Below are 13,190 nucleotides of genomic sequence, written 5' to 3' on the forward strand. Positions count from 1 at the left end.
TTTATTTTTTACTTCTTACTTTTTACTTCTCACTTATTACTTATAATTCTGGCGGAGAGGCAGGGATTCGAACCCTGGGTGAGGTGTTACCCCCACAACCGCTTAGCAGGCGGCTGCCTTCGACCAACTCGGCCACCTCTCCAAAAATTCTAATCATAATATCAACTCGAATGCAAAATTGTAAAGCAAAGCATGGTGTGATATGCTTAGCTTAAGAAAGCCGTTGGAGGTGACATATGAAAATATTGCTTGCAACAGACGGTTCCGTATACTCCGAAGGTGCTGCCATGTTCTTATCACGATTTAACCTCTCGCGGGATGATGAAATTCTTGTATTAACGTTATATCTCATGTCCCCTTCAAAGACGACAGAGAGTCGTATTACGCAAAGCTCAAACAGATAAAGCAGGAAATAGCACCACGGATACTGGATTCAACGATTGATATCTTGAAACCACTAAATGTAAAAATCAGCACCGCGTTGCTGGACGGCTATCCTGACAAGGGCCATTGTAGATGCAGCTTCAGAGTCCGGCACCGACCTTATTCACTCCAGAGACCCATCCTTATCGATAGATTTAGAGTATAATAAACAAATGGAGATCATCAAAAAAGTCAGGGAAACCATTAATAAATATCACATGCTGATTCAGGGAGATCACGTCCTTGTGGGGCTTTCCGGAGGCCCTGATTCAGTGTGCCTGCTCACAATCCTTCATAAGCTCAAACCGGAATTCGGCATCCATATATCCGCAGCTTATATAGACCATGGATTAAGGCCTGATGAAATTCCCTATGAGATAGAATTGTGCAGAGATATATGCAGTTCCATGGACATACCTTTTACAACAAGACCTATTGATGTAAAGTCCTATATGAAAGAAAAAAAGGTAAACAAGCAGGAAGCAGCAAGGGAACTGCGTTACAAGGCCCTTGATGAAATCGCCATCGAGAAGGCTGCAAACAAAATCGCCCTCGGGCATAATGCGGATGATCAGGCAGAGACAATAATAATGCGGCTTTTAAGAGGCGCCGGTACTTCAGGACTTTCCGGCATACCGCCTGTGAGAAAACACATAATAAGACCCCTTATTGAGATAGAAAAAAGCGACATAGAAAACTTTCTTGAAACCGAAGGGATAGGCTTTGTAATCGATTCATCAAATCTCAAGCAAGAATACTTCCGTAACAAAATAAGACATCTCATTATCCCTGCAGCTAAAAAGATAAACATGGATGTTGTAAAAACCCTTTCGAGGACTGCGGATATTTTCAGGGACGAAGAGAGGTATTTTGAGATACTCGTGACAAAGACCCTTATGAAGCTCATAACGAGAAAGACCGACAATGCAATCGAGCTTTTCCTTGGCCCTCTGGAGGCAATGGATACGGTGATGTTGAGAAGGGTTTTAAGGAGGGCCATCGATGAGACTAAGGGGCTTCACGGAATCGGTTTCATTCATGTCGAAGAAATAATGTCCCTGATAAAGTCGGGCAAATCAGGGGACAGGATATATCTGCCTAAAGATATACGGGTCATAAAAGGGTATTCTACCATTATCATTACATCCGAAAAGCCAACAAAGCTTGGTGTCTATGTTATAGACAGTCCAGGTGAAACTATAGTGAAGGAATCATCCATGGTCCTTCATTCAGCAATTATGGGCGTTGACGAGGTAAAAGATTATGGAGATGCGCAAAAATTTGCCGTCATAGACGCGGATAAGGTTCATTTCCCAATGACAATAAGGGGGCGGCTTCAGGGAGATTTCTTTTATCCGCTTGGATTTGGAAAAAAGAAGAAACTGCAGGACTACTTTGTTGATGAGAAAATACCGAGGGATGAACGGGATGCGGTTCCACTGCTCATCTCCGGCAATAATATCGTGTGGGTAATAGGTTATAGACTGGACGAAAGATACAGGGTTGATAAAGATACCAAAAGAGTTTTAAAATTTGAAGTAAAGCCACTAAAAATTTAGATTGCGGAGGTAATTAAAGACAATGGTAAATGATCATAGAATATCAAAGAAAATAACCGTCATAATCCTATTCCTATGTTTACTGCTGCCGTCGGTAATACTGGCAGACACACCGGGCAAGGAATCCACGGAGATACTTACGAAATTCGGTGAGGCTATGTCAAAGGTCGCAGAGCGTGTAAAGCCTGCTGTCGTAAACATATCGACATCACGAACTGTAAAAACACAGCGTCATCCTTTCTTTGATGACCCTCTTTTCAGAAGGTTCTTTGGAGACCCGGGACCACAAAAGAGAAAAGTAACAAATTTAGGCTCGGGCGTGATTGCAACACCCGATGGTTATATACTTACCAATAACCATGTGATAGAAGGCGCCGAAGACATCATAGTGAAATTGTCAGACGGCAAAGAGTATAAGGGAAGACCCATAGGAATGGATTCCAGAACGGATATTGCTATTATCAAAATAAATGAAACCAACCTTCCCACTGTCCCATGGGGAGATTCCGATAAGTTAAGGGTCGGAGAGGTTGTGCTGGCAGTAGGCAATCCCTATGGTTTAAGCCAGACAATAACCATGGGGATCATAAGTGCCCTCGGAAGGTCAGGCATCGGCATAACTGATTACGAGGATTTTATCCAGACCGATGCAGCTATAAATCCAGGCAACTCAGGCGGTGCCCTTGTAAATATCAAAGGAGAACTGATAGGCATTAATACAGCCATATTCAGCACAAGCGGAGGCTATCAGGGCATAGGATTTGCCATACCCTCGGGCATGGTGAAAAATGTGATGGACAGCATCATCAATCAGGGAAGGGTTGTAAGGGGCTGGCTCGGTGTCCAGATACAGCCGCTCACACCTGAGCTTGTAAAACAGCTTGGCCTCAAAGACGAAAGCGGTGTGCTGCTTGTGGACGTTGTGGAGGGAGGCCCGGCAGACAAGGGAGGCCTTAAAAAATATGATGTCATAATATCATATGACGGCAAAAAGACAGACAACCCATTCCACTTTAAAAATATGGTTGCTGCAACAAAACCCGGCAAGACAGTCGAGATAAAAATCATTAGGAACGGAAATCTTTTAACTACAAAAGTTACCATAGCAGAACTTCCAATAGAACCGCAGATCGTTTCACCAGCACAATTCGAGAATTCGTTAAGGGGCGTATCTGTTCAGGAAGTGACAGATGAGATCCTTCAGAAACTCGGCATCACAAGAAAGATAAAGGGGGTGCTGGTCAATAACATAGAAGAGAACAGCCCTGCCCTCGGCATTATTGCCAAGGGTGACATAATAATGGAGGTCAACAGAAAACCCGTAACAAACATAAAAGAGTACAATGACACTGTTTCAAAAATAGAGAAGGGCAAGGACATATTGCTCTGGATTATGAGGGGCGGCTTCCCTCAAGTGATAACAATACCTGCACGATAACCTCGTTGCTGAGGATTAGTCCTTTTCGGGTAAGTCTCAAATAATTGCCTTTAACTTCTACAAGGCCGTGGGATGAGAGTTCTTCCACGGCCTTTTTCATTAACACCCTCTTTTTGTCAGGCAAAAGTTTCATATCGATTCCATCTGTCTTTCTCATGCCGAGAAATATAAATTCCTTTAATGCCTCGTCATTAGTTATATAATGTTTCTCTGCAACCGGCATCTTGTTGTTATTGATGCTTTCGATATAGTGGCTTATATCCCTTGCATTGCCTGTTCTCTTCCCACCAAAAAAAGAGTGCGCCCCTGCTCCAATGCCGAGATATTCGCCCCTGTTCCAGTAATTGAGGTTATGTCTGCATTCATATCCTGGTTTTGAGAGGTTGGATATTTCATAATGTATATACCTATGCTTCTTTAACATGTCAATCCCTTTATAATACATCTCTGAAATGACTCCTTCTTCAGGCATAGCAAGCCTTCCACTTTTTATATCTTCGTATAACGGTGTATCCTTCTCAGGTGTAAGCTCGTAAGTAGATATGTGTTCAGGGCTTAGCTCAAGGGCTTTTTGCAGCGAATATTCCCAGTTTTGAATTTGAAATTTGAAATTTGAAATTTGAAATTTTGGAAGAGGTATCCCGTAGATTAAATCAATGGATATATTTTTAAATCCTGCACTTCTAACATTTTTCACAGCCTTGATGGCATCCTCTGCATTATGGCTTCTGCCCAGGATTATAAGCTCTTTATCGATCAAAGATTGTATGCCGATGCTCATCCTATTTATGCCTGAATCGAGTAGTTTTCTTGCCTTATCTTCAGAAATAGTGCGCGGGTTGGCTTCAATAGTAATCTCGGCATCAGGATCAATTACATAGTTATCTCTCATCGCTTGGAGGAGTCCTGCAATCTCTTTTTCGGAGAGGATTGTCGGCGTGCCCCCGCCGATGTAGATAGTCGTTAGATCGCCAACAACATCCTTTCTCAATCCTATCTCCCTGCACAGCGCCTTAATATAGTCCCCTGCAATCTGTGATTTAAAAGGTATGGAATAGAAATCGCAATAGATGCATTTTTTAATGCAGAAGGGGATGTGGATGTAAAGATAACCAACCATTTGTATTGAAACCTCCAATCTATTATAATTAATTTATTCGTACACAAACAGGAGGTAGCAAATGGAAAAAAAGGTGATGTATTTTGAGAAACCAGGCAAGGACAATACAGAGGCATGCCTTCAGGTGGTAAGAAATGCCATCAAAGACAGCAAATATAAATATATTGTAATCGCATCGACAGAGGGAGATACAGGACTTTTATTTTCAGAGGCATTGAAGGATTCAGGAATAAATATAGTAGTAGTTACCCATTCAGCAGGTTTTAAGGGTGCCAATACCCTTGAAATGCCTTCAGAGATAAGGAAAAAGATAGAGTCAACAGGCGCAAAGGTCTATACAGGCACAATGATTACCCATAATATAGAGACTGCCTTCGCCACAAAATTCAACGGCCTTTATCCAACGCTCATAGTTGCACAGTCATTGAGGAGATATGGAGAAGGACCAAAGGTCTGCTGCGAGATCGTGATGATGGCTGCTGATGCAGGGCTTATTCCCGAAGGAGAGGAAGTCCTTGCAGTGGCAGGGACTGCAAAAGGCGCTGATTCTGTGCTTGTTATCAGATCCGCTGCTTCAAAGAGGTTTCTTGAGTTGAGGGTTCTCGAGATACTGGCTAAGCCGAGAGGTTAAGATAGCCTTCGACCATCAGATCATCTCCGACTCTCTTAATCTTCGTGTCGCTTACCCGGAAGGCATTCTCCAGTCTTCTGAATGTTTTACCGCCAATGGCAGGGATTGAATCTTTTCCTCCAATAATTCTTGGAGCGATGAAGAATACCACTTTATCCACTATTCCATCCTGGAGGGCATAGGCATTAAGGGATGAGCCTCCTTCTATCATCACAGATGTAATCCCAGTCTCTCCAAGCCTTTTCATAAGCCATTTCAAATCCACACGCTCGTCGTCATATTCGATTATTTTTACGCCTTTATCGATTAACTCTTGCCCTTTGCCTCTTGACCCTTGACCCATTTTTGTCACTACTATCGTCTCTGGCGGCACGTTGAAAATCTTATAGTCAAGCGGTATTTCAAGATTGGGATCGATAACAATCCTTTTTGGATTTTTAATCCCTTGACCCTTGACCTTTGACCCTTGACCCATTCTTACCGTAAGCTCCGGGTTATCCGCTTTTACCGTACCGACAGCAGTAAGAATAGCATCAACACTGCTTCTCATCCGGTGGACAATCCTTCTCGCCTTTTCTCCAGTTATCCATTTTGACTGACCTTCAGGAGTTGCGATCTTACCGTCGAGGGTCATTGCTGTTTTTAAAGTAACAAATGGTGTTCTCGTAGTTATGTATTTTATGTATGCCTCATTAAGTTTTTTTGCCTTATCCTCAAATATTCCACTGACAACCTCGATTTCATGTTTTCTTAGTTCTTCGATACCCTTTCCCGAAACCTTTGGATTCGGGTCTTTCATAGCAATAAAAACCTTTTTTATACCTGAATTTATGATTGCCCTTGTACACGGTGGGGTTTTTTTGTCCAAATGACAGCACGGCTCAAGGGTTACATAAAGGGTGGAGCCTTTTGCCTTTTCACCCGACTTGAGAATTGCAAGGGCTTCGGCGTGTGGCTCGCCTGCCTTTTTGTGATAGTCTTCCGAAATAACTTTGCCGTTTTTGACAATTACAGCGCCGACCATCGGATTGGGGCTTGTCATTCCCCTTGCCTTTTCTGCAAGGTTCAATGCCCTTTGCATGAATTTCTTATCTTTATCTAAAATCCGTACTCCTTCCATCTGCTGTTAACTATCTTTTTAATTTCCTCGGACATATATATTTCATCAGGCCAGTCCCTCGTCATGCCCTCTTCCCTCGTTTTCCTTGTTGCATCTATGCCCATCTTTGAGCCGTATCGGGGAAAGTTTGCTGCATGGTCAAGGTCATCGAGAGGGCCTTCGGCAATAACAACATCCCTCTTCCAGTCCACACTATTTAGAACACGCCATGCAGTGTATGAGATATTCTGGACATCTACATCATCATCCACAATAACAAGCAGCTTTGAAAACATCATCTGCCCCTTGCCCCATAAGCCATGTATAATCTTCTTCGCATGGCCTGGATAGCTCTTCTTTATGGAAATCAGGGCGCAGTTATGGAACACGCCTTCCATGGGAAGGTTCATATCCTTTATTTCAGGAAAATCAAGACGAATAAAGGGCAGGAAAATACGCTCTGTTGCCTTGCCCATATAGCAGTCTTCCATAGGGGGCTTTCCGACAATAGTTGTTGGATATATCATGTCCTTTCTATGCGTTATGCAGGTTACATGGAAAACTGGATAATTATCCGCTGCAGAATAAAAGCCTGTGTGGTCTCCGAATGGCCCTTCTATGCGCATCTCGCAGGGCTCAAGATAGCCTTCTATAACAAGCTCGCTGTTTGCAGGGACCTCGATATCAGAGGTGATGCATTTTACCATCTCAACTGGCTCTCTCCTTAAAAATCCTGCAAAGAGCATTTCATCTATCGATTCGGGAAGGGGTGCAGATGCTGAATAAATAACAGCAGGGTCGCTTCCCACTGCAATTGCTGCAGGCATTCTTTTATTAAGCTTTTTGTATTTGTCGTAATGCCTTGCTCCATCTTTATGGATATGCCAGTGCATTCCTGTTGTTGTTTTGTCATAGATGTGAATCCTGTACATACCGCAGTTCTGCCTGCCTGTCTCAGGGTCTTTTGTGAAGACCATGGGAAATGTGATAAACCTTCCCTCGTCTGTAGGCTGCCCGTCTCCAGGCCAGCATTTGATAATAGGGAATTTGGACAGGTCGGGATTGTCTTTTTCAATAACCTCATGGCATGGTGCATCCTTGACATGCTTGGGAAGCCATCTTGAAAATTCAAATAGCTTTGGAAGCATTGCGAGTTTTTCCATCAATGTCTTTGGTGGAGCCTGATTGAGCAGTTCTTCGATGCGCTTCCCGACATCATCGAGGTGATTAATCTCAAGTGAAAGACACATCCTCTCAAAAGAGCCGAAGATATTGGTGACAACAGGATACGGTGAGCCTTTGACCTTTTCGAAAAACAGTGCCTTGCCTCCATCAGGACTTTTGCATTGCCTGTCCGTGATTTCAGATATCTCGAGTATAGGGTCAACCTCAACCTTTATCCTGTGAAGAAGTCCCCTTTTCTCAAGGGCTGAAATAAAATCTCTTAAATCCTTATATGCCATTACAGTATCTCTAATGATGAAAAGAAATATCCTGTCTCAAATACTGCTGTTTCAGGAGTATCAGAACCATGAACAGCATTCCTTTCGATATTCTCTGCAAAGTCCTTTCTTATTGTTCCCGGCGCTGCGTTAGCAGGATTTGTTGCGCCCATGATCTCCCTGTTCTTTGAAATGGCATTCTCTCCCTCAAGAACCATTACGACAATCGGCCCCTCTGACATGAAATCAGTAAGGCTGTCATAAAAGGGTTTGTCCTTATGAACAATGTAAAAGCCCTTAGCCTCTTCCTTTGTCATCCATATCTTCTTTATTGCAGCAATCCTCAGGCCGTTCTTTTCAAATCTGCTTATAATCTCTCCAATCACATTCTTCTTTACTGCATCCGGTTTAATAATCGATAATGTCCTTTCCATCAAAATCCTCCATTATAAATTTAGTTTTTCAACCAATGATTTTACTGCTGATACAGATCTTTCGAAATCCGCCCTCTCCTGCTCATTTAAATTAAGCTCGATAATCTTCTCCACTCCGCCATTTCCAAGCATCACAGGCACGCCAGTATAAATGCCGTTCTTACTGTATTCGCCATTAAGATATGCAGAGCAGGGCAGCATCCTTTTCTCATCGAACAAAACTGCCTTTACCATCTCATATGTTGCAGCAGCAGGCGCATAATAGGCGCTTCTTGTCTTTAAAAGTGCAACAATCTCTGCACCGCCGTGTCTTGTCCTTTCCACAAGTGCATCAATCCTGTCTTTGGTGATGAGTTCTGTGATGGGTACGCCTTTTACTGTGGTAAACCTTGGCATAGGAACCATCAGGTCGCCATGTCCTCCGAGGACAAGGGCCTCCACATCCTCAGGAGAAATGCTCAATTCCCATGCAATAAATGTCCTGAACCTCGCAGAATCGAGAATTCCGCCCATTCCCATGACCCTTTCCGAATCAAACCCTGACACCTTCATGCTCACTTGGGCCATAACATCCATAGGGTTTGTAACAACAATTATCACTGCATCGGGAGATATCTTTGATGTATTTTCAGTAACCTCTGATACAACCTTTGCATTCGCATGCAAAAGGTCATCTCTGCTCATTCCGGGCTTTCTCGGAAATCCTGCGGTAATGACTATCACATCGGAATTTTCTGTATGCGAATAATCATTTGTGCCTATGATGGAAGACGAAGATCCCCATAGAGGACATGCCTCCGAAAGATCCAGAGCCTTTCCCTGTGGTATGCCGTCTGCAATATCAAAAAGAACCACATCGGCAATTCCAGACTGGACAATCATCTGCGCAAGGGATGAGCCCACATTCCCCGCGCCTATAACAGAAACCTTTTTCTTCATCCCAATTTATTCTCCTTTACTATTCATATAAGCTACAAGGTGAAACTAACTTGAAGCAAAATTTCTGGGTTCTCTAAGTGGCAAAGTAACGACTGCCCCCTGCATTTACACCTTTGAAAACTTCTATATTCTGTTTTAGCTCTCATAAAGCACTGCGGACCAATTAATTTTGCAAAAGTTAGTTTCGCCTTGTAGCATACGATTGTTTATCCGCACATACTAAACGGCTCTGATATGTTTATCCTTAAATAGCCATTCTCTTTATGAACCTTATACTTCCCATTACACATACGGATATACATCTCGAATTTCTTCAAATCATCTGTCCTGTCGTCCAGATATACAGTGACATCTTCATGCACAGTACAGACGCCTTCAAAGTGATTCCTGAACTCCCTTATGTGTTCAGGATGTTTTAATCCCCTTACATCGATCAGCATCATTAGACTCCTGAAATCTCCGGCACTGTTTTATTTAGAGTCTCCATGTTTTCTACATTAAAAATCCTTGCAGAAGAATCTATCCTTTTAATCAGTCCGGAAAGAACCTTACCAGGGCCAACCTCCACGAATGTTTCTACGCCGGACGAAGATATTGTCTTTATGCAGTCCTCCCATAAAACCGACTGGCTCATTTGCATTACAAGGGATTTCCTTATCTCATCTGCATTTGAAACAAACCGTGCCTCCACATTATTTACAAAATGCACCTGTGCATCCTTTATCTCGATCCCTTTTAATGCCTTTTCAAATTCTCTGCCTGCATCTTCCATCAGCTTGCAGTGTGAGGGAACACTCACAGCAAGAGGCAATGCCTTTTTTGCCCCCTTTTCTTTAGCCGTATTCATGGCTTCTTCAACCGCTGCCCTTTCGCCTGAAATCACAATCTGTCCCGGACAATTATAATTGGCAGCAGATACATATCCCGCTATCTTGCCGCAAATCTCGTCCACAACAACTCTATCAAGCCCAAGTATTGCAGCCATGAGACCTTTACCTTCAGGCACTGCATCCTGCATTATCCTGCCTCTGATTTCTGTTATTCTTACAGCATCCTTGAATGATATGCTTCCTGCTGCAACAAGGGCGGAATACTCACCGAGGCTGTGTCCTGCAACTGCTGATGGGGTAATATTTTTCAGAGTTAATGCCTTGTATGCTGCAATACTCGCTACAAGCAAACAGGGCTGTGTCCTGAATGTCTTATTCAGCTCTTCAGCAGGGCCGTTAAAACTCAAGCCAGCCACGTCATAGCCAAGAATTTCCGATGCCTCGCTGTAGAGCCTTTTTACCTCGTCAAAATTGTCATAGAGGTCTTTGCCCATTCCAATGCTCTGGGAACCTTGACCTGGAAAGACAAAGGCTATTTTCATTATTGCTTTACCTCTTTGAGCTTCTTGATTAAAAGCGGCACAACCTCATAAACGTCTCCAATTATGCCGTAGGTTGCTACATTGAATATGGGTGCTTCTGGATTTTTATTTATGGCAATAATTATATCCGATGACTGCATGCCAACGAGATGCTGCACAGCACCCGATATGCCGCATGCTATGTATATCTTCGGGCAGACCGTCTTTCCTGTCTGTCCCACCTGATGGCTGTAAGGAATCCACCCCTCATCAACAGCAGCCCTCGATGCACCTACTGCTCCACCAAGCACTTCTGCAAGTTCCTCAAGCATTTTGAATCCATCTGGCTTTCCAAGTCCTCTTCCGCCTGCAACAATGACATCGGCCTCCTGAAGGTTTACCATGCATTCGGATACCTCTTTTATTGTCTCGAGGACCTTTGTCCTGCAGGCGATGTTATCTGCTGATACAGGGATAATCTCGCCTTTTCTGTCTGCATTATATTCGCCGCGCTTCATCACTCTCGGTCTTACTGTTGCTATCTGCGGCCTGTGATTCGGGCAGAGTATGGTAGCCATTATGTTTCCGCCGAAGGCAGGTCTTATCTGTAATAAATTTCCTGAATCCCTGTCTATTTCCAATGCTGTGCAGTCTGCAGTCAGGCCTGTCCTCACCCGTGCTGCAACCCTCGGAATGAATGAACGGCCGATGGGCGTAGCGCCTGCAAGGACTATTTCGGGCTTATGTGTTTTTACGAGATTTGTGAGTAATTGCGAATACGGTTCGTCATTAAATTTCTCGAATATAGAATCTTTGCAATGATAAACCTTATCAGCACCCCATTTAATAAGCTCTTTTGCCTGATCCTCATTGGAGCCGAATAAAACAGCAGATAGCTCTGCTTTTAACTCATCCGCAAGTCTCCTGCCTGCACCGAGGAGCTCATAAGCAACAGGAGCAACCATGCCGTCACGCTGTTCTGCAAATACCCATACGCCTTTGTAATCAGAAATATCAGCCTTCTGAATATCTCCCTCTTCCATTATCTCTATTATTGCGCCTTCTGGGCATATGTTCATGCATGCCTTGCAGAACTGGCAGTATTCATTAATGAATGCCTTTCCCTCCTGCATAACGATTGCGGTAAATGGACATGAATCAATGCACTGGCCGCATCCCGTGCATCTCTCTATATTGACGACTATATGCATTTCAACTCCCTTAATTCCCTTACGAGAGTGTCCACCTGCTCTTCCACGCTTCCATGGAACATCTTCCTGTCAGCCTTTGACTGCGGTGCGAATATGTTTTTGACCTGCGTAGGAGAGCCTTTCAGTCCGACATTCTCAGCCTCAGCGCCGATTGCATTCAAATCCATCTTTGTGATTACCGCTTTTTTGGCTGCCATTTTTCCTTTGAGGGACGGAAGCCTTGGGGTGTTGAGTTCTTTGACAACAGTCAATAAGACCGGAAGCGGTGATTCAACAACATCGTATCCTTCATCCATGAGTCTCTGAACCTTTATGGATTTATCGCTGACATCCTCGATCTTTCTGATGTATGCGATGTGTGGAATATTCAGAAATTCTGCGACCTCAGGGCCGACCTGTGCGGTGTCTCCGTCTATTGCCTGTTTTCCGCATAGGATTATGTCGTATCCTAATTTCTCAATGGCCTTATAAAGGACGTGTGCTGTTGCCCATGTATCGGCTCCTGCAAAAGCCCTGTCAGAGATAAGCCTTACATCATCAGCACCCATGGATATTGCCTCTCTCAGGGCTTCTTCTGCTTGCGGAGGCCCCATAGTTATTACGGTAACCTTTGCTCCTGTCTTCTCTTTTATCTGGAGTGCTGCTTCAATGGCGTGCAGATCATAGGGGTTTATAATGCTTGGCACGCCTTCCCTTATCAGGGTATTTGTCTCAGGATTTATCCTGACCTCTGCCGTGTCAGGGACCTGTTTTATGCAGACAATAATATTCACGAAATATCCTTCCTTTTCGGTGATATAAGCCTGAAATTATACCTTTTATGAATTTTTTCTTTCAAGTACGACAGTGGCTATTGCATAGTTTCGCTCATGTGTCAGCGTGAGATGGATAAGGAACTTATCATGAAAAGATGCCTTCAGACTTCCTAATAGATTAATAAAAGGCTTGCCTGTGGGCTGATTGAGCACTTCGATATTTTTTAAGTTTGCAAATTTCAGTCCTCTTTCAGCGATCTGTGCTTTGTGCTCTGAAGTCGATAATGCCTTAATTACCGCCTCTTTGGCAGCAAACCGCACTGCAAGATGAGGGAAAGGGTCTTTCTTTTTATAGCAGTAAGAGATTTCATTTTCGGTAAATATCTTTTTTAAAAACCGCTCTCCCCATTTTTCAACCGCATCTCTTACTCTCTTTGTCTCAACAATGTCAGTGCCGATGCCGTAAATCATATATTTTATTATCTCCGTTCTTCATTCACTCATCAAGCGGAAGGAACTTTTGAAATTTTTGCCACATTTTCCGCCATTTCGTTCTTCATCCATAATATCACAAAATACGAAATAGTAAGAATAACTGTAATTGATTTTATGAGATTTTTTTATTTTAAAAGTCCTTCGAATGTGCTATAGTTTAAACAGTTTTAGGGGAAATACAAAAGCAATAAAACAGGAGGCTGAGCCTATACAAATGTATACCAGCGCAGCGCCGCCCCAAATTACCAATCGATATTCAGCAAGCTTCATTGAGAAAACTGCGAATGATAAAT

Annotated in this window: 13 protein-coding genes and 1 tRNA gene; 3 read left to right on the forward strand and 11 right to left on the reverse strand. The window is 43.3% G+C overall.

The genetic code is table 11. The features are described from left to right. Positions 1–49 precede the first annotated feature (49 nt). Positions 50–142 (reverse strand) — tRNA-Ser (locus V7L97_RS06180). Between the two features lie 454 nt (positions 143–596). Between V7L97_RS06180 and tilS the strand changes: the two genes are divergently transcribed. Together tilS and V7L97_RS06190 are read left to right on the forward strand one after the other, a co-directional pair. Continuing rightward, complete coding sequence (gene tilS / locus V7L97_RS06185; protein ID WP_333654259.1) at positions 597–1,982, forward strand: tRNA lysidine(34) synthetase TilS; 1,386 nt, start codon at positions 597–599, stop codon at positions 1,980–1,982. A 22-nt stretch (positions 1,983–2,004) separates the two neighbouring features. Beyond that, a complete protein-coding gene (locus tag V7L97_RS06190) occupies positions 2,005–3,420 on the forward strand; it encodes a DegQ family serine endoprotease (protein ID WP_333654260.1) in 1,416 nt (471 codons plus the stop codon). Here the strand turns inward: V7L97_RS06190 and hemW are convergent. Then, positions 3,374–4,540 (reverse strand): radical SAM family heme chaperone HemW, encoded by a 1,167-nt coding sequence (gene hemW, locus V7L97_RS06195; protein WP_333654262.1) that lies wholly within the window; start codon positions 4,538–4,540, stop codon positions 3,374–3,376. The two genes, V7L97_RS06190 and hemW, sit on opposite strands and share 47 nt — an antisense overlap. A 61-nt stretch (positions 4,541–4,601) precedes the next feature. Here hemW and V7L97_RS06200 point away from each other — a divergent pair, with 61 nt between their 5' ends. Beyond that, positions 4,602–5,171: a pyruvate kinase alpha/beta domain-containing protein gene (locus V7L97_RS06200; protein ID WP_333654264.1), complete on the forward strand. Its 570-nt coding sequence runs from the start codon at positions 4,602–4,604 to the stop codon at positions 5,169–5,171. Here V7L97_RS06200 and ribD read toward each other — a convergent pair. The 9 genes from ribD to acpS form a co-directional block, all read right to left on the reverse strand. Continuing rightward, positions 5,155–6,291, reverse strand: coding sequence for a bifunctional diaminohydroxyphosphoribosylaminopyrimidine deaminase/5-amino-6-(5-phosphoribosylamino)uracil reductase RibD (ribD, locus tag V7L97_RS06205; protein WP_333654266.1), 1,137 nt, complete (start codon positions 6,289–6,291; stop codon positions 5,155–5,157). The genes V7L97_RS06200 and ribD overlap by 17 nt on opposite strands. After that, entirely contained in the window at positions 6,270–7,733 is a 1,464-nt protein-coding gene (locus V7L97_RS06210; RefSeq protein ID WP_333654268.1) for a menaquinone biosynthesis decarboxylase, read from the reverse strand. Before V7L97_RS06210 ends, ribD begins: the two co-directional genes overlap by 22 nt. Then, entirely contained in the window at positions 7,733–8,146 is a 414-nt protein-coding gene (gene ndk, locus V7L97_RS06215; RefSeq protein ID WP_333654271.1) for a nucleoside-diphosphate kinase, read from the reverse strand. Before ndk ends, V7L97_RS06210 begins: the two co-directional genes overlap by 1 nt. Positions 8,147–8,158: 12 nt before the next feature. Beyond that, on the reverse strand, positions 8,159–9,085 hold the full coding sequence (gene mdh, locus V7L97_RS06220; protein ID WP_333654273.1) for a malate dehydrogenase: 927 nt from the start codon (positions 9,083–9,085) through the stop codon (positions 8,159–8,161). Between the two features lie 206 nt (positions 9,086–9,291). Further along, positions 9,292–9,528, reverse strand: a complete 237-nt coding sequence (locus V7L97_RS06225) for a hypothetical protein (protein WP_333654274.1) — start codon at positions 9,526–9,528, stop codon at positions 9,292–9,294. After that, positions 9,528–10,457, reverse strand: coding sequence for an ACP S-malonyltransferase (gene fabD / locus V7L97_RS06230; protein WP_333654276.1), 930 nt, complete (start codon positions 10,455–10,457; stop codon positions 9,528–9,530). Before fabD ends, V7L97_RS06225 begins: the two co-directional genes overlap by 1 nt. Further along, the gene (locus V7L97_RS06235; RefSeq protein ID WP_333654278.1) at positions 10,457–11,647 is read right to left on the reverse strand and encodes an FAD-binding protein; all 1,191 of its coding nucleotides are present in this window, start codon (positions 11,645–11,647) and stop codon (positions 10,457–10,459) included. Before V7L97_RS06235 ends, fabD begins: the two co-directional genes overlap by 1 nt. After that, the gene (locus V7L97_RS06240; protein WP_333654280.1) at positions 11,638–12,420 is read right to left on the reverse strand and encodes an electron transfer flavoprotein subunit beta/FixA family protein; all 783 of its coding nucleotides are present in this window, start codon (positions 12,418–12,420) and stop codon (positions 11,638–11,640) included. Before V7L97_RS06240 ends, V7L97_RS06235 begins: the two co-directional genes overlap by 10 nt. 45 nt (positions 12,421–12,465) lie before the next feature. Next, positions 12,466–12,873 (reverse strand): holo-ACP synthase, encoded by a 408-nt coding sequence (gene acpS / locus V7L97_RS06245; RefSeq protein WP_333654283.1) that lies wholly within the window; start codon positions 12,871–12,873, stop codon positions 12,466–12,468. Positions 12,874–13,190 lie beyond the last annotated feature (317 nt).

Source organism: Dissulfurispira sp., assembly GCF_036745535.1.
Lineage (GTDB): Bacteria > Nitrospirota > Thermodesulfovibrionia > Thermodesulfovibrionales > Dissulfurispiraceae > Dissulfurispira.